The organism is Enterobacter sp. 2VL (genome assembly GCF_005503595.1).
Lineage (GTDB): Bacteria > Pseudomonadota > Gammaproteobacteria > Enterobacterales > Enterobacteriaceae > Enterobacter > Enterobacter cancerogenus.
Window position 1 is genome coordinate 149,984 of the sequence record NZ_SCNE01000005.1, and the last position, 24,066, is coordinate 174,049.

The 24,066-nt window shown below is 57.8% G+C and carries 26 protein-coding genes; 10 read left to right on the top strand and 16 right to left on the bottom strand.

Annotated elements, in window-relative coordinates; all coding sequences use genetic code 11:
* Positions 1-21: 21 nt before the first annotated feature.
* From flhA to FFS28_RS13930, 5 genes are all read left to right on the top strand, one after another.
* The gene (flhA, locus tag FFS28_RS13910) at positions 22-2,094 is read left to right on the top strand and encodes a formate hydrogenlyase transcriptional activator FlhA (protein WP_042321802.1); all 2,073 of its coding nucleotides are present in this window, start codon (positions 22-24) and stop codon (positions 2,092-2,094) included.
* Between the two features lie 154 nt (positions 2,095-2,248).
* The gene (eitA, locus tag FFS28_RS13915) at positions 2,249-3,247 is read left to right on the top strand and encodes a siderophore ABC transporter substrate-binding protein EitA (RefSeq protein ID WP_006178205.1); all 999 of its coding nucleotides are present in this window, start codon (positions 2,249-2,251) and stop codon (positions 3,245-3,247) included.
* Positions 3,247-4,284, top strand: a complete 1,038-nt coding sequence (locus FFS28_RS13920) for a FecCD family ABC transporter permease (protein WP_137849843.1) — start codon at positions 3,247-3,249, stop codon at positions 4,282-4,284. Before eitA ends, FFS28_RS13920 begins: the two co-directional genes overlap by 1 nt.
* A complete protein-coding gene (eitC, locus tag FFS28_RS13925; RefSeq protein ID WP_137849844.1) occupies positions 4,284-5,045 on the top strand; it encodes a siderophore ABC transporter ATP-binding protein EitC in 762 nt (253 codons plus the stop codon). Before FFS28_RS13920 ends, eitC begins: the two co-directional genes overlap by 1 nt.
* Positions 5,046-5,061: 16 nt before the next feature.
* Positions 5,062-6,282 carry an MDR family MFS transporter gene (locus FFS28_RS13930; protein ID WP_137849845.1) on the top strand — a complete coding sequence of 407 codons (1,221 nt, stop codon included), beginning with the start codon at positions 5,062-5,064 and terminating at the stop codon, positions 6,280-6,282.
* 5 nt (positions 6,283-6,287) lie between these two features.
* Here FFS28_RS13930 and FFS28_RS13935 read toward each other — a convergent pair whose 3' ends face one another.
* Positions 6,288-6,632 carry a nitrous oxide-stimulated promoter family protein gene (locus tag FFS28_RS13935; protein WP_171007414.1) on the bottom strand — a complete coding sequence of 115 codons (345 nt, stop codon included), beginning with the start codon at positions 6,630-6,632 and terminating at the stop codon, positions 6,288-6,290.
* A 174-nt stretch (positions 6,633-6,806) separates the two neighbouring features.
* Here FFS28_RS13935 and FFS28_RS13940 point away from each other — a divergent pair, with 174 nt between their 5' ends.
* Both FFS28_RS13940 and mutS read left to right on the top strand, forming a co-directional pair.
* On the top strand, positions 6,807-7,037 hold the full coding sequence (locus tag FFS28_RS13940) for a SymE family type I addiction module toxin (protein ID WP_006178214.1): 231 nt from the start codon (positions 6,807-6,809) through the stop codon (positions 7,035-7,037).
* A 113-nt stretch (positions 7,038-7,150) separates the two neighbouring features.
* The gene (mutS, locus tag FFS28_RS13945) at positions 7,151-9,712 is read left to right on the top strand and encodes a DNA mismatch repair protein MutS (RefSeq protein ID WP_137272767.1); all 2,562 of its coding nucleotides are present in this window, start codon (positions 7,151-7,153) and stop codon (positions 9,710-9,712) included.
* A 91-nt stretch (positions 9,713-9,803) separates the two neighbouring features.
* Here the strand turns inward: mutS and FFS28_RS13950 are convergent, their stop codons facing one another.
* The 3 genes from FFS28_RS13950 to FFS28_RS13960 are packed head-to-tail and all read right to left on the bottom strand — an operon-like array spanning position 9,804 to position 12,055.
* On the bottom strand, positions 9,804-10,025 hold the full coding sequence (locus tag FFS28_RS13950; RefSeq protein ID WP_014071539.1) for a non-oxidative hydroxyarylic acid decarboxylases subunit D: 222 nt from the start codon (positions 10,023-10,025) through the stop codon (positions 9,804-9,806).
* 10 nt (positions 10,026-10,035) lie between these two features.
* Entirely contained in the window at positions 10,036-11,463 is a 1,428-nt protein-coding gene (locus FFS28_RS13955; RefSeq protein WP_137849846.1) for a non-oxidative hydroxyarylic acid decarboxylases subunit C, read from the bottom strand.
* Positions 11,453-12,055: a non-oxidative hydroxyarylic acid decarboxylases subunit B gene (locus FFS28_RS13960; protein ID WP_137849847.1), complete on the bottom strand. Its 603-nt coding sequence runs from the start codon at positions 12,053-12,055 to the stop codon at positions 11,453-11,455. The genes FFS28_RS13955 and FFS28_RS13960 overlap by 11 nt, the downstream gene beginning before the upstream one ends.
* Positions 12,056-12,228: 173 nt before the next feature.
* Between FFS28_RS13960 and FFS28_RS13965 the strand changes: the two genes are divergently transcribed.
* Positions 12,229-12,636, top strand: coding sequence for a MarR family winged helix-turn-helix transcriptional regulator (locus FFS28_RS13965; protein WP_058608523.1), 408 nt, complete (start codon positions 12,229-12,231; stop codon positions 12,634-12,636).
* Here the strand turns inward: FFS28_RS13965 and FFS28_RS13970 are convergent.
* Positions 12,633-13,520 carry a LysR family transcriptional regulator gene (locus FFS28_RS13970; protein ID WP_137849848.1) on the bottom strand — a complete coding sequence of 296 codons (888 nt, stop codon included), beginning with the start codon at positions 13,518-13,520 and terminating at the stop codon, positions 12,633-12,635. The two genes, FFS28_RS13965 and FFS28_RS13970, sit on opposite strands and share 4 nt — an antisense overlap.
* Positions 13,521-13,626: 106 nt before the next feature.
* Here FFS28_RS13970 and FFS28_RS13975 point away from each other — a divergent pair, with 106 nt between their 5' ends.
* Together FFS28_RS13975 and FFS28_RS13980 are read left to right on the top strand one after the other, a co-directional pair.
* Positions 13,627-14,838 carry an MFS transporter gene (locus FFS28_RS13975; protein WP_137849849.1) on the top strand — a complete coding sequence of 404 codons (1,212 nt, stop codon included), beginning with the start codon at positions 13,627-13,629 and terminating at the stop codon, positions 14,836-14,838.
* Entirely contained in the window at positions 14,835-15,212 is a 378-nt protein-coding gene (locus FFS28_RS13980) for a DUF4440 domain-containing protein (RefSeq protein ID WP_137849850.1), read from the top strand. Before FFS28_RS13975 ends, FFS28_RS13980 begins: the two co-directional genes overlap by 4 nt.
* A gap of 52 nt (positions 15,213-15,264) precedes the next feature.
* Here the strand turns inward: FFS28_RS13980 and rpoS are convergent, their stop codons facing one another.
* The 11 genes from rpoS to cysN all read right to left on the bottom strand — a co-directional run bounded on the left by rpoS (position 15,265) and on the right by cysN (position 24,065).
* Positions 15,265-16,257 (bottom strand): RNA polymerase sigma factor RpoS, encoded by a 993-nt coding sequence (gene rpoS, locus FFS28_RS13985; RefSeq protein ID WP_013098493.1) that lies wholly within the window; start codon positions 16,255-16,257, stop codon positions 15,265-15,267.
* A 59-nt stretch (positions 16,258-16,316) separates the two neighbouring features.
* Positions 16,317-17,441: a murein hydrolase activator NlpD gene (nlpD, locus tag FFS28_RS13990; RefSeq protein ID WP_137849851.1), complete on the bottom strand. Its 1,125-nt coding sequence runs from the start codon at positions 17,439-17,441 to the stop codon at positions 16,317-16,319.
* A gap of 115 nt (positions 17,442-17,556) precedes the next feature.
* Positions 17,557-18,183, bottom strand: a complete 627-nt coding sequence (locus tag FFS28_RS13995) for a protein-L-isoaspartate(D-aspartate) O-methyltransferase (protein WP_006178229.1) — start codon at positions 18,181-18,183, stop codon at positions 17,557-17,559.
* On the bottom strand, positions 18,177-18,938 hold the full coding sequence (gene surE / locus FFS28_RS14000; RefSeq protein WP_006178231.1) for a 5'/3'-nucleotidase SurE: 762 nt from the start codon (positions 18,936-18,938) through the stop codon (positions 18,177-18,179). The genes FFS28_RS13995 and surE overlap by 7 nt, the downstream gene beginning before the upstream one ends.
* Positions 18,919-19,968: a tRNA pseudouridine(13) synthase TruD gene (truD, locus tag FFS28_RS14005; protein ID WP_137849852.1), complete on the bottom strand. Its 1,050-nt coding sequence runs from the start codon at positions 19,966-19,968 to the stop codon at positions 18,919-18,921. Before truD ends, surE begins: the two co-directional genes overlap by 20 nt.
* Positions 19,965-20,444: a 2-C-methyl-D-erythritol 2,4-cyclodiphosphate synthase gene (gene ispF / locus FFS28_RS14010; protein WP_137849853.1), complete on the bottom strand. Its 480-nt coding sequence runs from the start codon at positions 20,442-20,444 to the stop codon at positions 19,965-19,967. Before ispF ends, truD begins: the two co-directional genes overlap by 4 nt.
* Positions 20,444-21,154, bottom strand: a complete 711-nt coding sequence (gene ispD, locus FFS28_RS14015; RefSeq protein ID WP_137849854.1) for a 2-C-methyl-D-erythritol 4-phosphate cytidylyltransferase — start codon at positions 21,152-21,154, stop codon at positions 20,444-20,446. Before ispD ends, ispF begins: the two co-directional genes overlap by 1 nt.
* A 19-nt stretch (positions 21,155-21,173) precedes the next feature.
* On the bottom strand, positions 21,174-21,485 hold the full coding sequence (gene ftsB / locus FFS28_RS14020) for a cell division protein FtsB (protein WP_003862095.1): 312 nt from the start codon (positions 21,483-21,485) through the stop codon (positions 21,174-21,176).
* Positions 21,486-21,650: 165 nt separating this feature from the next.
* Complete coding sequence (locus tag FFS28_RS14025) at positions 21,651-21,977, bottom strand: DUF3561 family protein (protein ID WP_006178238.1); 327 nt, start codon at positions 21,975-21,977, stop codon at positions 21,651-21,653.
* 58 nt (positions 21,978-22,035) lie between these two features.
* Positions 22,036-22,641: an adenylyl-sulfate kinase gene (gene cysC / locus FFS28_RS14030; RefSeq protein ID WP_137849855.1), complete on the bottom strand. Its 606-nt coding sequence runs from the start codon at positions 22,639-22,641 to the stop codon at positions 22,036-22,038.
* The gene (gene cysN, locus FFS28_RS14035; protein WP_137849856.1) at positions 22,641-24,065 is read right to left on the bottom strand and encodes a sulfate adenylyltransferase subunit CysN; all 1,425 of its coding nucleotides are present in this window, start codon (positions 24,063-24,065) and stop codon (positions 22,641-22,643) included. Before cysN ends, cysC begins: the two co-directional genes overlap by 1 nt.
* Position 24,066: the final 1 nt, after the last annotated feature.

Below are 24,066 nucleotides of genomic sequence, written 5' to 3' on the forward strand. Positions count from 1 at the left end.
AGTTTCTATTGGAAAGCAATAATGCCGTATACACCGATGAGCGATCTTGGACAGCAGGGCCTGTTTGACATCACACGCACTCTTTTACAGCAGCCCGATTTAGGCTCGCTGAGCGATACCCTGACGCGGCTGGTCAGGCAATCAGCGCTTGCGGACAGCGCCGCTATCGTGCTCTGGCACAGCGGGACCCAGCGGGCGAGCTACTACTCAACGCGTGATAACGGCAAAGTCTTTGAATATGAGGATGAAACCTACCTCGCCCACGGCCCGGTGCGGCGTATTCTTTCCCGTCCTGAAATCCTGCACTGCAGCGCTGAAGAGTTCCGCCAGGCCTGGCCGATGCTGGCGGATAGCAATATCTATCAGCCTTTCGGCCATTACTGCATGCTCCCTCTGGCGGTGGAAGGCCATATTTTTGGCGGCTGCGAGTTTCTGCGCACTACCGACCAGCCGTGGAGCGAGGCGGAATATGAGCGTCTGCACACCTTTACCCAGATTGTCGGCGTGGTGGCGGAGCAGATCCAGAGCCGCGTCAACAATAATGTGGATTACGATCTGCTGAGCCGCGAGCGCGACAACTTCCGTATTCTGGTGGCGATCACCAACGCCGTGCTGTCGCGCCTGGACATGGACGAGCTGGTCAGCGAGGTCTCAAAAGAGATCCATCATTACTTCAAAATCGACGCCATCAGCATTGCGCTTCGGGGCAATCGTAAGGGAAAACTCAACATTTACTCCACGCACTATCTGGATGAGGCCAACCCGGCGCACGAGCAGAGCGAAGTGGACGAAGCGGGCACCCTGTCCGAGCGGGTGTTCAAAAGTAAAGAGATCCTGCTGCTCAACCTGCACGAGCGTGACGTGCTGGCCCCCTACGAGCGGATGCTGTTTAACACCTGGGGCAATAAAATCCAGACGCTGTGCCTGCTGCCGTTGATGTCGGGCAATACCATGCTTGGCGTGCTGAAGCTGGCGCAGTGCGATGAGGGCGTATTTACCACCGCCAACCTCAAGCTGCTGCGCCAGATTGCCGAACGTATCTCCATTGCCCTGGATAACGCCCTCGCCTATCAGGAGATCCACCGCCTGAAGGAGCGGCTGGTGGATGAGAACCTTGCCCTGACCGAGCAGCTCAATAACGTGGACAGCGAGTTTGGCGAAATCATTGGCCGCAGTGATGCGATGTACAGCATCCTCAAGCAGGTTGAGATGGTGGCGCAGAGCGACAGCACGGTGCTGATTCTGGGCGAGACGGGTACCGGGAAAGAGCTGATCGCCCGGGCGATCCACAACTTAAGCAACCGCAACAGCCGCCGGATGGTGAAGATGAACTGCGCTGCCATGCCTGCGGGTCTGCTGGAAAGTGACCTCTTCGGTCATGAGCGCGGCGCCTTTACCGGGGCCAGCAGCCAGCGGCTGGGCCGGTTTGAGCTGGCAGATAAAAGCTCGCTGTTCCTCGACGAAGTGGGCGATATGCCGCTGGAATTGCAGCCTAAGCTGCTGCGTGTGTTGCAGGAGCAGGAGTTTGAGCGCCTCGGCAGCAACAAGCTTATCCAGACGGACGTGCGGCTGATTGCCGCCACCAACCGGGATCTTAAAAAAATGGTCGCCGACCGCGAATTCAGAAGCGATCTCTACTATCGCCTGAACGTCTTCCCGATCTGCCTGCCCCCGCTGCGCGAACGCCCGGAAGATATCCCTCTGCTGGTGAAAGCCTTTACCGCCAAAATTGCGCGGCGGATGGGGCGCAACATCGACAGCATTCCGGCAGAGACGCTCCGCACGCTCTCGGCGATGGAGTGGCCGGGTAACGTCCGCGAACTGGAAAACGTCATTGAGCGAGCGGTGCTGCTCACGCGCGGCAACGTGCTGCAACTCTCCCTGCCGGAGGTTTCTCTGCCTGAAACGACTGTGAGCGCAGCCGAGATGGCGAAAGAGGGAGAAGATGAATACCACCTTATTCTGCGCGTGCTGAAAGAGACCAACGGTGTGGTCGCCGGGCCGAAAGGTGCAGCCCAGCGTTTAGGGTTAAAACGCACCACCCTGCTGTCGCGCATGAAGCGCCTCGGGATTGATAAAGAGAACCTGATGTAAGTCCGCACTCAGGCGGTGTTACTCTGACACCGCCTTTCGTCACCCTGCGCAATTGTCCCTCATTGACACAAAATCCTTTCCTCTGTATAAAATTCCGCCTTAATAATGAGTTTCATTTGCATCAAAAAATAATATTAATGAAGGGTAGCGTTTAATGAAAAAGGTCATCTGCGCGTTGGGCCTGGCGTTTGCGTCGGTCAGTTCTGCTCTGGCAACCACATATCCTCTGACCATTGAAAACTGTGGTTATAAAGAGACCTTCACCAAAGCGCCGGAACGCGTGGTGGCCCTGGGTCAGAATACCGTCGAAATTTTGCTCCTGCTCGGCCTGGAAGATAAGGTGAAGGCCAGCGCCTTCTGGCCAACCAAAGTGTTGCCGCAGCTGGCTAAACAGAACGCAAAAATCAAAACCCTGACGGTAGAAATCCCGACCCTTGAATCCATCCTTTCGCAAAACCCTGATTTTGTGCCTGCGCAGCTTCCCCTGTTACTTGGGCCTGAAAGTAAGGTGGCGAAACGTGAAGATTTGGCCACGGTCGGTGTGAACAGCTACGTGTCACCGGGCATGTGCGCCACCAAAAAAGCCGCAGGTGATATGTACGGCAGCCGCCAGAAGCTGTGGGACATGACCTATCTCTATAAAGAGATTGAGGATTTTGCCAAAATCTTTAACGTGGAAGATCGCGGCCAGGCGGTGATTGCCGATTTCAAAAAACGTGAAGCTGACCTGCGCCAGGAGTTTGGTAAAAACAAAAAAGACCTCTCCTTTGTTTTCTGGTTCTCAAGCTCCTCTCCTTCGGCTGATGCCTATGTCGGCGGTAAAAACAGCGCCTCCGGTTTTATTGCTAACGTGCTGGGCGGGCACAACGCCATCACCTCTGAAACCGAATGGCCCACCGTGGGCTGGGAAAGCATTATTGCCGCTAATCCGGATGTGATTGTGGTTTCCAGCCTGGATCGCAACCGCTGGGCGCTGGATAACGCGGAAGAAAAAATCAAATTCCTGAAAACCGATCCTGCCGTCAGCCAGCTTGATGCCGTCAAAAAAGGCCATATCGTGGTGATGGACGGCCAGGCGATGAACCCGACGATCCGTACGATTTACGGTGCTGAACAGGTGGGTGAGCAGCTCAGAAAACTGGGGCTGAACTGATGACAGCCGCTGTACTTCAGGCCCGCCAGGGCCTGTTCCTGACCACGTCTGCTCTGCTTGCCGTTGTAGTGTTGTTTCTGGTGATCGCCCTCGGCGTCAGCGTCGGTGAGCTGTCCATCCCGCTGAATAACGTGTTTTACGCCATCAGCAACAGAATGGGGCTCACCGAGGTTCCGCTCAACCGCATCTATGAGAGCGTAATCTGGGACTTCCGCCTGAGCCGTGCGCTGGTCGCAGCCTGCTGTGGTGCGGGGTTAGCCATTTGCGGTGCCGTATTGCAGAGCCTGCTGAAGAACGCCCTGGCGGAGCCCTACGTGCTGGGCATCTCTGCCGGCGCGTCAACGGGCGCGGTTTCCGTCGTGGTGCTGGGAGTGGGGACCGGGGCCGTTTCGCTCTCAGCGGGCGCCTTCGCGGGGGCATTCGCCGCGTTTGCATTTGTCGCCTTTCTGACGAACGGCGCGCGCGGCGGCAATGAACGCACCATTTTGGCAGGCGTGGCAGCCTCTCAGCTGTTCAACGCCATTACCGCCTACACCATCAGTACGTCTGCCAGCGCACAGCAGGCGCGGGATGTGATGTTCTGGCTGCTGGGCAGTTTCAGCGGCGTACGCTGGCCTGAATTCCAGCTGGTGCTGGTTGTCGTCCTGACAGGGTTAGCCGTTTGCCTCTACTATTCCCGGGCGCTGGATGCCTTTACGTTCGGTGACGACGCAGCCGCATCGCTGGGTATTGCCGTTCCCTGGGTGCGCCTGGCGTTATTTATCACGACCGCACTGATCACCGCGACGATCGTCAGCATGGCGGGCTCTATCGGCTTTGTAGGGCTGGTGGTTCCGCACGTCATGCGTTTCCTGTTCGGGCCGCTGCATCGCACCCTGCTGATTGCCAGCGCGCTGGCCGGGGCGATCCTGATGGTGCTGGCAGACATTGCCTCGCGCATGCTGATTGCGCCGCAAAGCCTGCCCGTCGGCGTAGTGACCGCCCTGGTCGGTGTGCCTTTCTTTGCCGTGATTATCTACCGTTCAAGGAATAAGTGATGAGTATCTGCGCTGAAAATATCACCTGGAAGGTCGGTAAAAAAGCTATCGTCAATGACGTGTCACTGAAGGTTTCCCGGGGGGAAACCGTTGGGCTGCTGGGCCCAAACGGCTGCGGAAAGTCGTCTCTGTTGCGTATTCTGGCGGGACTGCGTCGCCCGGATGCGGGCAGCGTGACCCTGGACGGACAGGACATTTCCCGCATCGCCAAAAAGCAACTCGCCCGCCGGGTCGCATTCGTTGAGCAGCACGGGATGACCGACGCCAACATGCGCGTGTGCGACGTGGTAAAGCTCGGGCGTATTCCGCACCACTCCCCTTTTTCTAACTGGAGCAAGCAGGATGACGACACCGTCACCGCGGCCCTGCAACGTGTGGATATGCTGGACAAAAGCGACCAGGGCTGGCTGAGCCTGTCCGGCGGAGAGCGTCAGCGCGTTCACATCGCCCGTGCGCTGGCCCAGACCCCGACGGAAATCCTGCTGGATGAACCCACCAACCACCTGGACATTCATCATCAGATACAGCTGATGCATTTAATCAGCGAATTACCCGTGACCAGTATTGTCGCCATCCACGATCTCAACCACGCCTCAATGTTCTGTGACTCGCTGATTGTGATGCAGAAAGGGCAAATTGTGGCGACGGGAACCCCGCAGGACATTTTATCCGAGTCGTTGCTCTGGGATGTCTTCAGAGTCAAAACCAAAATTGAGATATCGCCGTTCCATGGCAAAAAGCACATTCACTTTATCGTGTAGGGGCGAGTAAACCACAATGCCCCTTCGCCCTGTCACCACGCTCTGGCCGCCCGTTTTACTGGGTAGCCAGTTTGTTTTTAACATTGGCTTTTACGCCGTTGTTCCCTTCCTTGCGATATTCCTGCGCGACGACATGCTGCTTTCCGGCGGGCTTATCGGGCTGATTCTGGGTCTGCGCACCTTCTCACAGCAGGGGATGTTTATCGTTGGGGGCGCACTCTCAGACCGGTTTGGCGCGAAAGTGGTCATCCTGAGCGGCTGTATTGTGCGTGTTTCGGGTTATCTGCTGCTGGCCTTCGGGGGAACTCTGTGGCCAATCATTCTGGGAGCCTGCCTGACGGGCGTCGGCGGCGCATTATTCTCCCCTTCTATTGAGGCGTTGCTGGCAAAAGCGGGCACGCACAGTGAGGCGAAAGGGAAACGGAGCCGGGCGGAGTGGTTTGCGCTGTTTGCGGTATGCGGGGAACTCGGCGCGGTACTGGGCCCGGTTGCTGGTGCCCTGCTGACGGGGCTTGGCTTCCGCCAGGTGGCGCTGGCAGGTGCCGGGGTGTTTATTGTTGCGTTAGTGGTGCTCTACTTCTGCCTCCCTGCTTCTGATCACCGTTCACAAACGCTGAAAATACAGCCCTGGTGGACAACGTTCCGCCAGCCTCGTTTCGTCGCCTTTATCATTGCCTATAGCTCGTGGCTGTTAAGCTACAACCAGCTTTATCTGGCGCTGCCGGTGGAAATCCAGCGGTCTGGCGGTAACGAGAAAGATCTCGGCCCGCTTTTTATGCTCGCCTCCGTGTTGATCATTACTCTACAGCTGCCGCTGGCACGCTTCGCCCGCCGCGTGGGCGCGGTGAGGATCCTGCCGGTAGGCTTTTTGCTGCTGTCTGCCGCCTTTGCGAGCGTGGCGATGTTTGCGGCGACTGAACCGCCGGAGGGCTGGTGGCGGCTACTGCCGTCAGTCTCACTGGTTACGCTGCTGACGCTGGGACAGATGCTGCTGGTACCCTCGGCTAAAGATCTCATTCCGCGGTTTGCTGAGGAGTCCACGTTGGGGGCGCACTACGGCGCACTCTCCACTGCCGGAGGCATTGCGGTACTGGCAGGAAATTTGTTGTTTGGCAGTCTGCTGGATCGCGCGCTGGTGCCCTCACCCCAGGCGATTTACCCCTGGCTGCTGCTGGCCCTCTTCCCGTTATGCAGCGCACTGGCCCTGAACGTGATTTGCCGGCCGCTAAGACGCTGAACGACTCACTTTTTCGGGCGATACTTTTCCGGTAATTCCGGCACCGGACGACGATCATCAATCAGATGACGAACGGTCAGGATGGGGTGACGCCATAACATGCGCGGGCCGGCCCAGCGCATTATCTGCTTCATCTCTTCACGCTTTGCAGGCTGGTAGCAGTGTACCGGACACTGTTTACAGGCGGGCTTGTCTTCCCCAAAAACACACTTGTCCAGACGCTTATCGGCATACGCCCTGAGCGCCTGATAGTGCCCCTCTTCCTGAGAAGCCTGCGGGCACTGCTTCTCAAACAACGCGATCATTTTGGCGATCGTCTCTTTCTCTCGTGCGATACGTTTACCGGACATGGACAATGACCTCATATAAAGTGCATCCATAATACCTCTTTGCGCGTCGTTTTTCAGTCGTTGCATTTTATTTTCTGAAGACGCCTTCCAGTATTAAAGCGGCCAGACGGGTCAAACACTGGTATTTTATACAGGCAATGAGAACGCCCGTTGCCCAACTTTTTCGGAGGCCGTATGCCAGAGATCGTCATCACCCAACCCTATCGCCATTTAAAAGTGGGCTATTTCAGAAAGCGCCACGAGGATCGCCGAACTAAAATCCCGACGCGCTATAGCGTCCATGCCGCCCTCAGCCTTAAAGGCGACTGGCTGGAAAAAGCCGGATTTACCACCCATTCGCAGGTTCGGGTGGGCGTGGCGCACGGGAAAATCATCATCGAACTGATGCAGGAAGGCGCCTCGTAAAGTCGCGACTTTTTTCTGCGCCGCGCCATTTTTTCATGCGACAATAGAGGAAACCTACGGCCAACGAGCCGCGTAAAGACCATTATTATCAAAGAAATGGATATCATAACTCCATGAGCACAATCGACAATTTCGACGCACATACGCCGATGATGCAGCAGTATCTGAAGCTGAAAGCGCAGCATCCGGAAATCCTGCTGTTTTACCGTATGGGCGATTTCTACGAGCTGTTTTATGACGATGCCAAACGTGCATCGCAGTTGCTCGACATTTCGCTGACCAAACGTGGCGCATCGGCAGGCGAGCCGATTCCGATGGCGGGTATCCCGCACCATGCCGTGGAAAACTACCTTGCGAAGCTGGTGAACCAGGGTGAATCCGTCGCGATCTGCGAGCAAATTGGCGATCCGGCCACCTCGAAAGGCCCGGTTGAGCGCAAGGTTGTGCGCATCGTCACGCCGGGCACCATCAGTGACGAAGCCCTGCTCCAGGAGCGCCAGGATAACCTGCTGGCGGCCCTCTGGCAGGATGGCAAAGGGTTTGGCTACGCGACGCTGGACATCAGTTCCGGTCGTTTCCGCCTGAGCGAGCCCGCCGACCGTGAAACCATGGCGGCCGAGCTGCAGCGCACAAACCCTGCGGAGTTGCTGTACGCCGAAGACTTTGCAGAGACCTCGCTGATTGAAGGTCGTCGCGGCTTACGCCGCCGCCCGCTGTGGGAATTCGAAATTGATACCGCGCGCCAGCAGCTGAATCTGCAGTTTGGCACCCGCGACCTGATTGGCTTTGGCGTTGAGAATGCACCGCGCGGCCTGTGCGCCGCAGGCTGTCTGCTGCAGTACGTCAAAGACACCCAGCGTACCGCCCTGCCGCACATCCGTTCGATTACGATGGAACGCCAGCAGGACAGTATCATCATGGACGCGGCAACGCGCCGTAACCTTGAGATCACCCAGAACCTGGCGGGCGGCGTCGACAACACCCTCGCCTCGGTGCTGGACAATACGGTGACGCCGATGGGCAGCCGTATGCTGAAACGCTGGCTGCATATGCCCATTCGCGATACCCATACGCTTGTCTGCCGCCAGCAGACGATTGCCGCGTTGCAGGATCGCTACACCGAGCTTCAGCCCGTCCTGCGCCAGGTGGGCGATCTTGAGCGTATCCTTGCCCGTCTGGCATTGCGTACCGCCCGCCCCCGCGATCTTGCGCGTATGCGCCATGCTTTCCAGCAGTTACCGGAACTGCGTGCTCAGTTAAGCGACATTGACAGTGCACCCGTTCAGAAACTCCGTGAAACGATGGGCGAATTTACCGAGCTGCGCGAGCTGCTTGAGCGCGCCATTATCGATGCGCCGCCGGTTCTGGTGCGCGACGGCGGGGTCATTGCGCCGGGCTACAACGAGGAGCTGGACGAATGGCGCGCGCTGGCTGACGGTGCAACGGACTATCTCGACAAGCTGGAGATCCGCGAGCGCGAACGCCTGGGCCTTGATACCCTGAAGGTCGGCTACAACGCGGTACACGGCTACTTCATTCAGATCAGCCGTGGGCAGAGCCACCTGGCCCCTATCCACTATGTACGTCGCCAGACGTTGAAAAACGCCGAGCGCTACATTATTCCTGAGCTGAAAGAGTACGAAGATAAAGTTCTCACCTCGAAAGGCAAAGCGCTGGCGCTGGAAAAGCAGCTGTATGACGAACTGTTCGACATGCTCATGCCGCATCTCGGCGACCTGCAGCTCAGCGCGGGCGCGCTGGCAGAGCTGGATGTACTGGTTAACCTGGCAGAGCGTGCGGAAACGCTGAACTACACCTGCCCGACCTTCATCGACAAACCGGGCATTCGCATTACCGAAGGCCGCCACCCGGTGGTGGAGCAGGTGCTGAACGAACCGTTCATCGCTAACCCGCTGAACCTGTCGCCGCAGAGAAGAATGCTGATCATTACCGGTCCGAACATGGGCGGTAAAAGCACCTATATGCGCCAGACGGCACTGATTGCGCTGCTCGCCTACATTGGCAGCTATGTCCCGGCGCAGCACGTCGAGATTGGCCCAATAGACCGCATCTTTACCCGCGTGGGCGCGGCGGACGATCTGGCAAGCGGTCGTTCAACCTTCATGGTGGAGATGACCGAAACCGCCAACATTCTGCATAACGCGACGGAACATAGCCTGGTGCTGATGGATGAAGTTGGGCGCGGAACCTCCACCTATGACGGACTGTCGCTGGCGTGGGCGTGTGCCGAAAGTCTGGCGAATAAAATCAAGGCGATGACGCTGTTTGCCACCCACTACTTCGAGCTGACGCAGTTGCCGGAAAAGATGGAAGGCGTAGCAAACGTCCACCTTGATGCGCTGGAGCACGGGGACACCATTGCGTTTATGCACTCAGTGCAGGATGGCGCAGCAAGCAAGAGCTACGGTCTGGCGGTTGCGGCGTTGGCAGGTGTGCCAAAAGAGGTGATTAAGCGCGCGCGTCAGAAGCTGCGTGAGCTGGAAAGCCTGTCACCGAATGCTGCGGCAACGCAGATTGATGGCACGCAGATGTCGCTGTTGGTGCCTGCGGAAGAGACCTCTCCGGCTGTTGAAGCGCTGGAGAACCTCGATCCGGATTCCCTGACGCCACGCCAGGCGCTGGAGTGGATTTATCGGTTGAAGAATCTGGTTTAGTTCTCGGTTTTTATTGCCGGGTGGCGGCTTCGCCTTACCCGGCCTACAAAACCTACAAGCCCGGTAAGCGGTTACGCCTCCGGGCTTATTTTTACAACAACGGCGGGATCGTCGGCACCTGCGGCGCGTCGTCAATATCCTTCTGCGTCATACGGAACGCTTCGGGATAATGCTCGCGACTGGTGCGGCGCAGGGGTTCGGTATCGCGCCAGGTATACAGGCAGTGCTGGCACTGGTAAACGGTCCAGACATCTTTCACCGGCGATGTCGCCATCACTTCGATATGCTCATCGGCACAACGTGGACAAATCATCATTTCCTCCTTATTGGCGCGCGGCCAGCATCGCGGTCAGTTTCTCAGCCCAGGCTTTGGTTTCAGGCAGATCCCGTACCGGCTGGCTATAGTGGCCGCGGTTATCCGGCGCGACGGGGGTGGTGGCATCAATAATCAGCTTGTCGGTGATCCCCGCCGGGCTGGAGCCAGGGTCGAGTTCAAGCACCGACATATTCGGCAGTTGCACCAGATCGCCCGCCGGATTGACCTTGGATGACAGCGCCCACATCACCTGCGGCAGGTTAAACGGATCGACGTCTTCATCGACCATAATGACCATCTTCACGTAGCCGAGGCCGTGCGGCGTGGTCATGGCGCGTAATCCGACCGCGCGGGCAAAGCCGCCGTAGCGTTTTTTGGTAGAGATAATCGCCAGCAGGCCGTGGGTGTACATGGCGTTCACCGCCTGCACTTCCGGGAACTCCGCCTTGAGTTGCTGATAGAGCGGCACACAGGTCGCCGGGCCCATCAGATAGTCAATCTCTGTCCACGGCATGCCGAGGTAAAGAGATTCGAAAATCGGTTTGGTGCGGTAAGAGACTTTATCAATGCGCACTACCGTCATATTGCGGCCACCGGAGTAGTGGCCGGTGAACTCCCCGAACGGTCCTTCGATTTCGCGCTTGCGGCCTTCAATGACCCCTTCGAGGATCACTTCAGAGCCCCACGGCACGTCAAAGCCGGTCAGCGGTGCGGTGGCGATCGGGTACGGGCTTTCGCGCAGTGCGCCCGCCATTTCGTACTCGGACTGATCGTACTTCAGCGGCGTGGCGCCCATCAGGGTGATGATCGGATCGTTGCCGAGGGTGATCGCAATCGGCAGATCTTCGCCGCGCTCCTCCGCCTTATGCAGATGCAGCGCGATATCGTGCATCGGCACCGGCTGCAGCCCCAGCTTGCGCTTGCCCTTCACTTCCATGCGATAAATGCCGACGTTCTGTTTACCGAAGTGGTCCGGGTCGAGGGGATCGCGTGACACCACGCAGGCTTTATCCAGGTAGAATCCCCCGTCGCCGTCGTTCAGACGAAACAGCGGCAGAATATCGAACAGGTTAATGTCTTTACCGTCCACCGTGTTCTCGGCCCAGGGCGGGCTGGCGCGGCGCTCCGGTGCAACCGGGAAGTTATCCCAGCGACGGATAAATTCGTCGATCTGCTTTTTCACCGGCGTGTTGGGGGGAAGCCCCAGCGAAATGGCGTGGTTCTGCCACGAGCCGATGGTGTTCATCGCCACGCGGGCATCGGTAAAGCCACGAATGTTATCGAACCACAGCGCGGGCGCGCCGTCCCCGATGCGCCCGGTGGCGTTGGCGGCCGCCGCCAGATCCGGTTCGGCGTTAACCTCTTCCTCTATTTTCAGCAGTTGCCCTTGCTCATCGAGCGCCTGCAGGAAGCTTCTCAAATCATCAAATGCCATTTTTATTCTCCTGTGAAACGTGTTTCGCCTCCTGCAGACCGTTCCAGCGGCGGGCCTTTTTGTGCTCCAGACCAAACTGGTCAAGCACGCGGGTCACAATATGCTGGGTGATGTCATCAGCGGTCTGCGGGTGGTTGTAATACGCCGGCATGGGCGGGACCATTGCGACGCCCATGCGGGAAAGCGCGAGCATGTTCTCAAGGTGGATAGTGCTGAGCGGCGTCTCGCGCGGGACCAGCACCAGCTTGCGCCCCTCTTTCAGCACCACGTCTGCCGCGCGTCCGACCAGCCCTTCGGCGTAGCCCGCGCGGATCCCGGCCAGTGTTTTCATGCTGCACGGGATGACGATCATGCCGTCGGTACGAAACGAGCCTGAGGAGATGGTGGCGGCTTGATCCGCCGGGCTGTGCACGACGTCTGCCAGTGCGGCGACGTCCTGCGCGGTATAGGGGGTTTCCAGCTCTATCGTCGTCTTCGCCCACTTCGACATCACCAGATGCGTCTCTACGTGCGGCATCTCACGCAGCGCCTTGAGCAGCGCCACGCCCAGTGGAGCACCCGTCGCCCCCGTCATCCCAACAATCAGTCTCATTTATCACCTCGCAACCATTTGTTCGCATACGAACATAATGCTTACGCTACTCCCGGATTGGCTTTCTGGCAAGATCGTTCGCACACGATCACATTAATTGCTAAAAAATGACGCGTTAAAATCGCGGGCAAACAGGGCTATCATAGGGGGAGAATTTTTTCGTCGGAGTGTTCATGGACCTAAGACAAGAGGCGTTTCACCTGTTACGTCAGCTTTTTCAGCAGCATACCGCCCAGTGGCAGCATGCCCTCCCGGAACTGACCAAGCCACAGTATGCGGTGTTGCGTTCGATTGCCGAGCATCCGGGGATTGAGCAGGTGGCCTTAACCGAAGTGGCCGTGAGCACCAAAGCGACGCTGGCGGAGATGCTGAGCCGCATGGAGTCCCGGGGTCTGGTAAAACGCGAGCACGATCCTGCCGACAAGCGTCGCCGCTTTGTCTTTTTAACGCCGGAAGGCGAGGCGCTGCTCGCGCGCTGTCAGCCCGTCGGGAATGATGTGGATGAGGCGTTTTTAGGCCGCCTCAGCAGGGAAGAACGGGAGCAATTCTCGGCGCTGATCAAAAAAATGATGCACAACTAGTTCACCCGGGCGCGCATAAAATCAATAAACGTGCGCACCTTCGCCGAAACATGCTGGGCATCAGGATAGACAGCATAGATGCCCTGCTGCGCAAAAGTGTATTCCGGCAACACCGGGACCAGTTGCCCGGTATCGAGCGCGTTTTGTACCAGCCACGCGGGCAACAGCGCCACACCGCTGCCGGCCAGGGCAAAGGCCATCAGCGCCTGCGCGCTGTCGGCGTATAAGCGCGGGGCTTTTTTTATCTCCAGCACAACACTTTCACCGTCCGCTTTACGCAGCTGCCAGCGCAGCGGTGAAGCGAGACGTTCATGAATGATCCATTCGGCCTGCGCCAGTGCCTCTGGCGAATCCACGGGATGGGCGTGCAGCCACGCCGGCGACGCCACGGGCAGGATGGCAAATTGCGAAATCAGCGCGGCGTGATAGCGCGAATCTGCTAGCGTCCCGAGCCGGATGGCGACATCAAAACGTTCTGAAATAAGATCCCTGTGCAGCGAGGATGACACCAGCCGCACACGGAGCTCCGGGTGCAGGAGGCTAAATTCGGCCAGCAGGGGCACCACCACTTTCGCCCCATATTCCGGGGTGCTGGTAATGCGCAGTTCCCCCGTCAGCCCGGCATGGTTGGCGCGCACATCATCCGCGAGACTCTCCGCATTTTTAAGCAACGCCAGGCTTCGCTGATAGAACAGCTCCCCGGCTTCGGTCAGGCGCAGACTACGGGTGGAACGCAGCAACAGCGTGACGGCCAGCTCATCTTCAAGCTGGCGAATATTAAAACTGACAACCGCTTTCGTTAGCCCCAGGGCGTCAGCGGCAGCAGTGAAGCTTCCGCTCTCGACCACCGCCACAAACATCGCCGTGCGCTGCAAATTCAACATGCTGAGCCTTTTCACTGTCAAAATATTTTTGACAGTATATCGCGCTTTGTCGCGTTTATCTGCGTCGCACCGACCGCTACGATACGCCCTCACTGGAGGAGTTCCCATGACGTATCGCACCAGGGTCGCCGCTGTGTTTCTGCTCGGCTTTTTTCTCGACCTGATTAACATGTTCATCGCCAGCGTGGCCTTTCCGGCGATGGGCCAGGCGCTACACGCCACGCCCTCCGCGCTTGCGTGGGTCAGTAATGGCTACATTGCCGGGCTGACGCTGGTCATCCCGTTCAGCGCAATGCTGGCGCGCCTGCTGGGGCCCAAACGCCTGATCCTGCTTTCGCTTTTTGTGTTTAGCGCCGCATCTGCCGCCGCGGGCCTGGCGTCGACGCTCGACAGCCTGATCGCCTGGCGTGTAATTCAGGGGCTTGGCGGCGGATTGCTGATACCGGTTGGGCAGGCGCTGGCGTGGCAGCAGTTTAAGCCGCACGAACGTGCCAGGCTCTCCTCGGCGGTCATGCTGGTGGCCCTGCTGGCACCGGCATGCTCGCCCGCGCTGGGCGGCGTGCTGGTTCAGACGCTCGGCTGGCGATGGATTTTTTTCGCTACCCTGCCCGTTGCCGCACTCGCCTTTGTCCTGGCCGGGCTGTGGCTTCGCAACGAAAAGCCGCAGCAGACCCTGACAAGGCGGTTACTTCACCTCCCGCTGCTGAAGGATCCGCTGCTGCGCTTCTCCATGCTGGTCTACCTGTGCGTTCCCGGCACGTTCATCGGCGTGAACGTGATAGGCATGTTTTACCTGCAAAGCATCGCCAGGCTGACGCCTGCCGAAACCGGGGCGCTGATGCTTCCCTGGTCACTGGCCTCTTTTGTGGCCATCACGGCAACGGGGCGCTACTTCAACCGTACCGGCCCACGGCCGCTCATCGTGCTCGGCTGTCTTTTGCAGGCTATCGGGATGGGGCTTCTTATCGGTATCGGGCCAGATACTCCGTTCGCGCTGCCGGTGCTGGCGTTTACCCTGATGGGCGCGGGCGGTAGCCTGTGCAGCAGCACGGCGCAAAGCAGCGCGTTTTTGACAATCCCGCATGATGCGATGCCGGACGCCAGTGCGCTGTGGAACCTTAATCGTCAGCTGAGCTTTTTTCTGGGGGCGCTGGTGTTAGCCGCGCTGCTTAGCCTGGCGCAGCGCTACCTGCCGCCGCTTACGGCGTGGCACGGTATCTTTCTTTTTGCCGCAGGCGTAACGTTACTGCCCCTGCTGGCCGTTATTCGTCTTAACAATGCGAAGGTGCTGAGGCAGCTTCAACAGGAGAACGTATGACCCCCTACGAAACCGAAGTTATTGATCTTCACGTGGCGCTCGAACAGTGGCTGGGAGAGGGTGAAGGCGACATTAACGCCCTGCTCGCCCGCTTTCGTCCGGACTTTATGATGATTCCCCCGGGTGGCACTTATCTGGATCATGCGGCGCTGGTCAGCTTCCTGGAAAACCAGCGCGGTAGCCGCCCCGGTTTGAAAATAAGGATCGACAGGCTCACCACGGTTGAGCAGTGGGACGGTGGCGCGGTGCTGCACTACCGGGAGACGCAAACCCGCCCGGATTGCCCCGTCAACGTGCGCGGGTCAACCGCGGTGCTTAATCAGGAAGGAAATACAGTGAGCTGGCGGCTGCTGCACGAAACCGCACAGGCGTAGCGCAAAAGAAAAAGGCCCGTCTCACGACGGGCCTTTTTTGACGAAAGGGTGCTTATTCGCGGAACAGCGCTTCGATATTCAGACCTTGCCCCTGCAGGATTTCACGCAGGCGACGCAGACCTTCTACCTGAATCTGACGAACACGTTCACGGGTCAGGCCAATTTCGCGGCCGACGTCTTCCAGTGTTGCAGCTTCATACCCCAGTAAACCGAAACGACGTGCCAGTACTTCACGCTGTTTGGCGTTCAGTTCGAACAGCCATTTGACGATGCTCTGTTTCATGTCATCGTCCTGCGTGGTGTCTTCCGGGCCGTTGTCTTTTTCATCGGCCAGGATGTCCAGCAGCGCTTTCTCGGAGTCGCCACCCAGCGGGGTGTCAACGGAGGTAATGCGCTCGTTGAGACGCAGCATACGGCTTACGTCATCAACCGGTTTATCCAGTTGTTCGGCAATCTCTTCAGCGCTCGGCTCGTGGTCCAGTTTATGGGACAACTCGCGCGCAGTACGCAGATAGACGTTCAACTCTTTGACGATGTGGATCGGCAGTCGAATCGTACGGGTTTGGTTCATAATAGCCCGTTCGATGGTCTGACGAATCCACCAGGTAGCGTAGGTTGAGAAACGGAACCCGCGTTCCGGGTCAAACTTCTCAACTGCGCGGATGAGACCTAAGTTGCCCTCTTCAATCAGGTCAAGCAAAGCCAGACCACGATTGCCATAACGGCGAGCAATTTTCACGACCAGACGCAAGTTACTTTCAATCATGCGACGGCGCGAGGCAACATCACCACGCAAAGCACGACGTGCGAAATAGACTTCTTCTTCGGCCGTTAACAGAGGGGAATAACCAATCTCCCCAAGGTAAAGCTGAGTCGCGTCCAGCACACGCTGTGTGGCACCCTGCGATAACAGCTCTTCTTCAGCTAAATCGTTATCACTGGGTTCCTCTTCTACTAAGGCTTTTTCGTCAAAAGCCTCTGCTCCGTTCTCATCAAATTCCGCATCTTCATTTAAATCATGAACTTTCAGCGTATTCTGACTCATAAGGTGGCTCCTACCCGTGATCCCTGGACGAGACACCCTGACTGGCTTGCCTCGTCAATTTATCGCTGCGGCAAATACTGCAGCGGGTTTACGGATTTCCCCTTGTAACGAATTTCAAAATGCAAGCGTGTAGAACTGGTTCCGGTGCTACCCATGGTAGCGATTTTTTGCCCCGCCTTAACTTCTTGTTGTTCCCGGACCAGCATAGTGTCGTTATGGGCGTAGGCACTCAGATAATCATCGTTATGTTTTATGATAATAAGATTACCGTAACCGCGCAGCGCGTTACCGGCATACACAACGCGTCCGTCTGCGGTCGCGATGATAGCCTGTCCCTTACTTCCTGCGATATCGATCCCTTTGTTACCCCCTTCAGAGGTGGCAAAGTTCTCAATAATCTTGCCATCAGTCGGCCAGCGCCATGCTGAGATAGGCGAACTGGACGTCATACTGCTGGCAGTCGGTTCGGTAGAGCTAACCACAGGTGCCGTCACCGGTGCTGTGACAACCGTCGCAGTACCTTTATTATTCGGCAACATTTTGTTAGCACTCTGATCACCTGAGTCCTCAGAATACGTAATTACCGGTTGCGAAGCAACTACCGTGCTGGTTTTTTGTGCAGGTTTTACGCTGTTATTTTGCGCCGTTACGTCTGCGGCCGAAACGGTATTACCTGGCGTCAGCGGCGTGCCGGTCGCATTGCCGACCTGCAGCGTTTGGCCCACTTCCAGTCCATACGGGGCCTGGACGTTATTGCGCTGCGCCAGATCGCGGAAATCGTTCCCGGTGATCCAGGCAATATAGAACAGCGTATCGCCGCGCTTAACGGTGTAGGTGCTGCCACCGGTATAGCTTCCTTTCGGAATGTTCCCATACTTGCGGTTATACACTATGCGGCCATTTTCGGTCTGCACAGGCTGTTGTGCTGGCTGAATCTGCGTTGGCTGCGTAACAGGCGCCTGAACAGGCTGAATTTGTGGTGTTTGCTGCGCCGCCGTATTGCCCATCTTAGGCGGTGGCGTGATCAACATTCCGCTGGACGTGTTGCCCGAGCCGCTGCTGCCGCCCACGGAGGAAACAGGTGCAGGTGGATTATTTGAATTTGAACAGCCCGCCAGCCAGAGCGAAACCAGTGATAATGCCGCAACACGGCTGATGGTGAATTTAGGGCTTCCCGCGCTCATTTATCCCCCAGGAATGTAATGACTTTTAGTGACGAAAAATAACCGTGACGGCACGAACCTTTCGCGCCACACCATACGCTGTATTTGCCTTAATAAACCTGGAAATTTCCGAGTCTCAGGCCAGCTCCCCTTTCACAAGAGGCACGAAGCGCACGGCTTCCACGGTATCGATAATAAACTCGCCGCCGCGTCGACGAACGCGCTTTAAAAGCTGATGTTCGTCCCCGACGGGCAAGACAAGAATGCCGCCTTCATCCAGCTGCGACAGAAGCGCGGCGGGAATTTCAGGCGGTGCTGCCGTAACGATAATGGCGTCGAACGGGGCGCGAGCCTTCCAACCCTGCCAGCCATCACCGTGTCGTGTCGAAACATTATGTAAATCAAGTTGTTTCAGGCGACGACGCGCCTGCCACTGCAACCCTTTAATGCGCTCAACGGAGCAAACATGGTGCACAAGGTGCGCCAGAATGGCCGTTTGATATCCCGACCCGGTGCCAATCTCCAGCACACGTGATTCTGGCGTCAACTCCAGAAGTTCCGTCATGCGGGCCACCATGTAGGGCTGTGAAATCGTCTGGCCTTGTCCGATAGGCAACGCCACGTTTTCCCAGGCTTTATGTTCAAACGCCTCATCGACAAACTTCTCACGGGGAACCTGAGCAAGCGCCTCAAGCACATGCTCGTCCGCGATCCCCTGAGCGCGTAACTGTTCCAGAAGAGTTTGTACACGTTTGCTTACCATTGCGCGTTCACTCCGACCCGATCCAGCCAGTCCGATACCACATCATGCGCGCTGTAAGCGGTTAAATCTACGTGCAAAGGGGTAACGGAAACATACCCTTCATCAACGGCCGCGAAGTCGGTATCGGGTCCCGCGTCGCACTTGTCGCCAGGCGGTCCAATCCAGTACAGCGTGTTCCCGCGCGGATCTTCCTGCGGGATCACCTTATCGGCCGGATGACGGCTGCCGCAGCGCGTCACGCGGATGCCTTTGATCTCGTCGAGCGGCAAATCAGGGACATTGATGTTGAGGATGCGCCCGGTGCGCAGCGGTTCGCGACCAAGTGCGCGAAGAATGGAGCAGGTCACCGCCGCCGCCGTGTCGTAATGGGTATAGCCATTCAGCGACACCGCCAGCGCCGGGAACCCCAGGTGACGCCCTTCCATTGCTGCCGCCACGGTACCGGAGTAGATAACGTCATCGCCGAGATTAGGCCCGGCATTGATACCCGATACCACGATATCCGGACGCGGGCGCATCAGCGCGTTCACCCCCAGAAAGACGCAGTCGGTCGGCGTGCCCATCTGCACGGCAATGTCGCCGTTATCAAAGGTAAACGTCCGAAGCGACGATTCCAGCGTTAAAGAGTTAGACGCGCCACTGCGGTTACGATCGGGAGCCACGACCTGCACATCCGCAAACTCGCGGAGGTGTTTCGCCAGCGTCTGAATACCTGGCGCATGGATCCCGTCATCGTTACTCAGCAATATTCGCATAATCACCCGACGTGTTGATAAGTTCCCTGACAACACTGGTGGCAAAACTGCCTGCCGGCAGCCAGAAGCGCAACTCAACGGTTACGTCATCCCACCAGTTCCAGCTCAGCTGTTGCGGATAGAGCAGCATCGCACGGCGTGCTGCCTCGACCTTTTCCCGCACCAGCAAGGATTGTAATTCCGGCGCATCCGCGACGGCAGCCTGTTCTGCGGCCAGCGCGCCCTCCTGCGTTCCCCAGTCACCCTTGCCGGGCAAGGCTGCGGTAATCATCAGCGTTTTGGCGTCCACGCGCGCCTGGACATCGGCCAGCTCTTCAGCCGTTGCCACAAACCAGCTCCCGCGCCCCGCTAATTGTAGCGCATCGCCGACAACAACTTGATTCGCGTCCGGTTTTTTCAACCGCTCGCTCACCATCTGATTAAACAACGCACTGCGGGCCGCAGACAACCAAAAACTGCGTTTATTCCTGTCGCGAACCGGCGCATCGCTTTGCGCCCAGCGCAGTGCGCCCTGCAGGTTGCTGCCGCCAATGCCAAAGCGCTGTGCGCCAAAGTAGTTCGGCACGCCCTGCTCGCGGATGGCGTTCAGCCGTGTTTCCACGTCATCGCGGTTCGTGACTTCGCGTAAAATCACCGTGAACGCATTGCCTTTCAGCGCGCCCAGCCGCAGCTTGCGCTTGTGGCGGGCGTACTCCAGCACTTTACAGCCTTCAAGCTCAAATTGGCTTAAATCGGGCATGGCATTGCCCGGCACGCGGGCGCAGATCCACTGTTCAGTAACGGCATGTTTGTCTTTCTGCCCGGCGAAGCTCACTTCACGGGCGTGAATTTTCAGGAATTTTGCCAGCGCATCGGCGACGAAACGGGTGTTGCAGCCGTTTTTCAGGATGCGAACCAGAATATGCTCACCCTCGCCGTCCGGCTCAAAACCGAGGTCTTCCACCACCACAAAATCTTCCGGACTGGCTTTCAGCAGGCCGTGACCCTCGGGTTTTCCGTGCAGCCAGGTCAGGTTATCGAAGTCGGTCATTTTGCCGCCTTCACCAGCAGCGCCACCGCTTCACAGGCAATGCCTTCGCCGCGACCGGTAAAGCCGAGCTTCTCGGTGGTGGTCGCTTTGACGTTGACATCATCCATGTGGCAGCCGAGATCTTCGGCGATAAACACGCGCATCTGTGGAATATGCGGCAGCATTTTAGGGGCCTGGGCGATAATGGTTACGTCAACGTTGCCGAGGGTAAACCCCCTGGCCTGGATGCGACGCCAGGCTTCGCGCAGCAGCTCGCGGCTGTCCGCCCCTTTAAATGCCGGATCGGTGTCCGGGAACAGTTTGCCGATATCGCCAAGCGCAGCGGCACCGAGCAGCGCGTCCGTCAGGGCATGGAGCGCGACGTCGCCATCAGAGTGCGCCAGCAGACCTTTTTCATAAGGAATGCGTACGCCGCCAATGATAATTGGGCCTTCTCCGCCATAGGCGTGTACATCAAAACCGTGTCCAATTCGCATTATGCCTTCTCCTGAGGGGTCGAACGGGTAAGATAAAATTCCGCGAGCCGTAAATCTTCCGGGCGCGTGACTTTGATATTATCAGCGCGGCCTTCGATAAGCTCAGGGTGGAAACCGCAATACTCCAGCGCAGAGGCTTCGTCCGTAATGGTCGCACCTTCTTTGAGCGCCCGCGTCAGGCAGTCATGGAGTAATTCACGGGGGAAAAACTGCGGCGTTAACGCGTGCCATAAATCGACGCGTTCAACGGTATGGGCGATAGCCTGCTTGCCCGGTTCGGCACGCTTCATGGTGTCGCGCACCGGGGCGGCCAGAATGCCACCGACGCGGCTGGTTTCGCTAAGTGTCAGCAGGCGCGCCAGGTCGTCCGGGTGCAGACACGGGCGCGCAGCATCATGCACCAGCACCCACTGCGCGTTTCTGGCGGCCTGAATGCCAGCCAGCACGGAATCGGCGCGTTCGGCACCGCCATCAACAACCGTAATCTGCGGATGATTTGCCAGCGGCAGCTGTGCAAAACGCACATCGCCCGGGCTGATTGCGATAACGACGTGGGTCACACGCGGGTGCGCCAGCAGCGCCGCCACGGCGTGCTCAAGGATCGTTTTATCGCCAATTGAGAGATACTGCTTGGGACATTCTGTCTGCATGCGCCGGCCAAAACCCGCGGCCGGCACCACGGCGCATACGTCCGAAAAAGTTACTGCCATGTCGTAATCCTGGGCCTGATTATCGATTGTTTTGTGCTGAGCCCTGATTGCGTTTAGACGCATCCGGAACCAGACGATAAAAGGTTTCGCCCGGCTTAGTCATACTGAGTTCATTGCGTGCGCGTTCCTCAATCGCCTCCTGACCGCCATTGAGGTCGTCAATTTCAGCAAAGAGTTGATCGTTTCGCGCCTTAAGTTTGGCGTTTGTTGCCTGCTGTGCCGCGACGTCATCGCTCACCCGGCTGTAGTCGTGCAGTCCGTTTTTACCGAACCACAGCGAATATTGCAGCCAGACCAGCAAAGCCAGCAACAGCAGCGTTAGTTTACCCATCCTGCCCCCTGAAAAACGGCATCCTCATCCCAAAACGCCCCTGGACTCTACGCCGGGGTCACAGAGATGCCGCAATATCGCGGGCAAATGTACCACATTTTTTTTGCAGAATCGCCCTGCACAATATCGTCATACTGTTGGTTACGGTTTGAATTATGGCTGAAGTTAGCCCATGAGCCACAAAAATAACAGGCCAAACATCAGGACCACAGTCACAATCGTGACTACGGTGCTGTACAGCAGTTTGCCATTGAGCAGGGAGTGCAGCGCAATGCCGACCACCACCGCGACAGGCATCAGCGCCAGGAAGAAAGGCCAGGTGTAGAGGAAGAAGAACAGCGTGTTACCGCCGTAGATGAGAAACGGAATTCCCAGCGCCAGTAGCCACGAGACGAAGCCGACGAAAGCCCCAGGAAAGGACCAGGTCGTCTCGTCGTCGGTGGTTAACGGCTCCGACCCGGTGGTGATAATGTAGTTTTCACTGTTACGCATAGCTAATCCTGTGACCGTGACTCATCGTTCGGGAAATCGGCTCCCGAACGATACCGCCTCAGGATCTGATAATATCGTCCCGCCTGAGCAGGTCTAATAATTGGCTTACTAAATTTGTTACCAATTGTTGACCATCCAGATGAATCTCTGGGGAATCAGGCGCTTCGTAAACCGCGTCAATGCCGGTGAAATTTCGCAGTTCGCCCGCCCGCGCTTTCTTGTACAGCCCTTTCGGATCGCGCGATTCGCAAATCTCCAGCGGGGTATCGACGAACACTTCGATAAAGCGATCGTGCCCGACGCGCTCGCGTACCATCTGGCGCTCGGCGCGGTGCGGTGAGATAAACGCGGTGAGCACCACCAGCCCGGCATCTGCCATCAGGCTGGCAACTTCCCCCACACGGCGGATATTCTCTTTGCGGTCTTCATCACTGAACCCTAAATCACTGCACAGGCCGTGGCGCACGTTGTCACCATCCAGCAGGTAAGTGCTTACCCCCTGCTGATGTAACGCCTCTTCCAGCGCGCCCGCGACCGTCGATTTTCCCGAGCCGGACAGCCCGGTAAACCACAGCACAACCCCACGGTGGCCGTGGAGTTGTTCGCGCTGGGCAACGGAGACCGGATGAGGATGCCAGACGACGTTCTCATCGTGAGCGGCCATTACTTGCCTCCCAGCAAATCGCGCGCGCCCCAGTGCGGGAAGTGCTTACGCACCAGCGCGTTTAGCTCCAGCTCAAAGGCGCTGAATTCAGCGTTCACCGCAGCCTGCGCGTTTGGCTCTCGCACCATTCCGGCACCCACGGTGACGTTCGTCAGCCTGTCGATCACGATCAGCCCGCCCGTGACCGGGTTCTGCTGATAAGGATCCAGCACCAGCGGCTCGTCGAACGTGAAGTCCACCAGACCGATACCGTTCAGCGGCAGTTCATTGACGTCGCGCTGGGTCAGGTTGTTGATATCAACCTGATACTGAATACCGTCCACCCGGGCACGGGTTTTCTTGCCCGCGATTTTGATGTCGTAGCTTTGCCCCGCGGTCAGCGGCTGCTCGGCCATCCACACCACGTCGACAGACGCGCCCTGCACCGCCGCCAGCGTTTCACTGACGTCGACCAGCAGATCGCCACGGCTGATATCAATTTCGTCTTTCAGCACCAGCGTCACCGCTTCGCCAGCTCCCGCTTCCGTCAGGTCTCCGTCGAAGGTGACGATGCGGGCAACCGTGGATTCCACGCCGGACGGCAGCACTTTTACGCGCTGACCAACCTGCACGGTGCCGGAGGCAATCGTGCCCGAGAAGCCGCGGAAATCGAGGTTAGGCCGGTTAACGTACTGCACCGGGAAGCGCATCGGCTGTGTCTCAACCACGCGCTGAATTTGCACGGTTTCAAGCATTTCCAGCAGCGTCGGGCCGGTGTACCACGGCATGCTGGCGCTCTGGGAGGCAACGTTATCCCCTTCGAGCGCGGAAAGCGGCACGAAACGAATATCGAGATTGCCCGGCAGCTGTTCGGCAAAGGTCAGATACTCTTCACGGATCCGGTTGAAGGTCTCTTCGCTGTAGTCCACCAGGTCCATTTTGTTGACCGCCACCACGAGATGTTTGATCCCCAGTAGCGTAGAGATGAAGCTGTGACGACGGGTCTGATCCAGCACGCCTTTACGGGCATCCATCAGCAGGATCGCCAGGTCGCAGGTGGATGCGCCGGTCGCCATGTTGCGGGTGTACTGCTCGTGTCCCGGCGTGTCGGCAATAATAAATTTACGTTTCTCGGTAGAGAAATAGCGGTAGGCCACGTCGATGGTGATGCCCTGCTCGCGCTCCGCCTGCAGGCCGTCCACCAGCAGCGCCAGGTCGAGCTTTTCGCCCTGAGTCCCGTGACGCTTGCTGTCGTTATGCAGCGACGAGAGCTGATCTTCATAAATCTGGCGCGTGTCGTGCAGCAGGCGGCCAATCAGGGTACTTTTCCCGTCATCGACGCTGCCACAGGTCAGAAAGCGCAACAGGCTTTTATGCTGCTGCGCGTGCAGGTAGGCTTCAACCCCGCCTTCATCGGCAATTTGTTGTGCAATCGTGGTGTTCATG

Excerpts from the sequence above, each read along its gene's own strand:
- flhA (WP_042321802.1), top strand. The coding sequence starts at position 22 with ATGCCGTATACACCGATGAGCGATCTTGGACAGCAGGGCCTGTTTGAC.
- eitA (WP_006178205.1), top strand. The coding sequence starts at position 2,249 with ATGAAAAAGGTCATCTGCGCGTTGGGCCTGGCGTTTGCGTCGGTCAGT.
- FFS28_RS13920 (WP_137849843.1), top strand. The coding sequence starts at position 3,247 with ATGACAGCCGCTGTACTTCAGGCCCGCCAGGGCCTGTTCCTGACCACG.
- eitC (WP_137849844.1), top strand. The coding sequence starts at position 4,284 with ATGAGTATCTGCGCTGAAAATATCACCTGGAAGGTCGGTAAAAAAGCT.
- FFS28_RS13930 (WP_137849845.1), top strand. The coding sequence starts at position 5,062 with ATGCCCCTTCGCCCTGTCACCACGCTCTGGCCGCCCGTTTTACTGGGT.
- FFS28_RS13935 (WP_171007414.1), bottom strand. The coding sequence starts at position 6,632 with ATGTCCGGTAAACGTATCGCACGAGAGAAAGAGACGATCGCCAAAATG.
- FFS28_RS13940 (WP_006178214.1), top strand. The coding sequence starts at position 6,807 with ATGCCAGAGATCGTCATCACCCAACCCTATCGCCATTTAAAAGTGGGC.
- mutS (WP_137272767.1), top strand. The coding sequence starts at position 7,151 with ATGAGCACAATCGACAATTTCGACGCACATACGCCGATGATGCAGCAG.
- FFS28_RS13950 (WP_014071539.1), bottom strand. The coding sequence starts at position 10,025 with ATGATTTGTCCACGTTGTGCCGATGAGCATATCGAAGTGATGGCGACA.
- FFS28_RS13955 (WP_137849846.1), bottom strand. The coding sequence starts at position 11,463 with ATGGCATTTGATGATTTGAGAAGCTTCCTGCAGGCGCTCGATGAGCAA.
- FFS28_RS13960 (WP_137849847.1), bottom strand. The coding sequence starts at position 12,055 with ATGAGACTGATTGTTGGGATGACGGGGGCGACGGGTGCTCCACTGGGC.
- FFS28_RS13965 (WP_058608523.1), top strand. The coding sequence starts at position 12,229 with ATGGACCTAAGACAAGAGGCGTTTCACCTGTTACGTCAGCTTTTTCAG.
- FFS28_RS13970 (WP_137849848.1), bottom strand. The coding sequence starts at position 13,520 with ATGTTGAATTTGCAGCGCACGGCGATGTTTGTGGCGGTGGTCGAGAGC.
- FFS28_RS13975 (WP_137849849.1), top strand. The coding sequence starts at position 13,627 with ATGACGTATCGCACCAGGGTCGCCGCTGTGTTTCTGCTCGGCTTTTTT.
- FFS28_RS13980 (WP_137849850.1), top strand. The coding sequence starts at position 14,835 with ATGACCCCCTACGAAACCGAAGTTATTGATCTTCACGTGGCGCTCGAA.
- rpoS (WP_013098493.1), bottom strand. The coding sequence starts at position 16,257 with ATGAGTCAGAATACGCTGAAAGTTCATGATTTAAATGAAGATGCGGAA.
- nlpD (WP_137849851.1), bottom strand. The coding sequence starts at position 17,441 with ATGAGCGCGGGAAGCCCTAAATTCACCATCAGCCGTGTTGCGGCATTA.
- FFS28_RS13995 (WP_006178229.1), bottom strand. The coding sequence starts at position 18,183 with ATGGTAAGCAAACGTGTACAAACTCTTCTGGAACAGTTACGCGCTCAG.
- surE (WP_006178231.1), bottom strand. The coding sequence starts at position 18,938 with ATGCGAATATTGCTGAGTAACGATGACGGGATCCATGCGCCAGGTATT.
- truD (WP_137849852.1), bottom strand. The coding sequence starts at position 19,968 with ATGACCGACTTCGATAACCTGACCTGGCTGCACGGAAAACCCGAGGGT.
- ispF (WP_137849853.1), bottom strand. The coding sequence starts at position 20,444 with ATGCGAATTGGACACGGTTTTGATGTACACGCCTATGGCGGAGAAGGC.
- ispD (WP_137849854.1), bottom strand. The coding sequence starts at position 21,154 with ATGGCAGTAACTTTTTCGGACGTATGCGCCGTGGTGCCGGCCGCGGGT.
- ftsB (WP_003862095.1), bottom strand. The coding sequence starts at position 21,485 with ATGGGTAAACTAACGCTGCTGTTGCTGGCTTTGCTGGTCTGGCTGCAA.
- FFS28_RS14025 (WP_006178238.1), bottom strand. The coding sequence starts at position 21,977 with ATGCGTAACAGTGAAAACTACATTATCACCACCGGGTCGGAGCCGTTA.
- cysC (WP_137849855.1), bottom strand. The coding sequence starts at position 22,641 with ATGGCCGCTCACGATGAGAACGTCGTCTGGCATCCTCATCCGGTCTCC.
- cysN (WP_137849856.1), bottom strand. The coding sequence starts at position 24,065 with ATGAACACCACGATTGCACAACAAATTGCCGATGAAGGCGGGGTTGAA.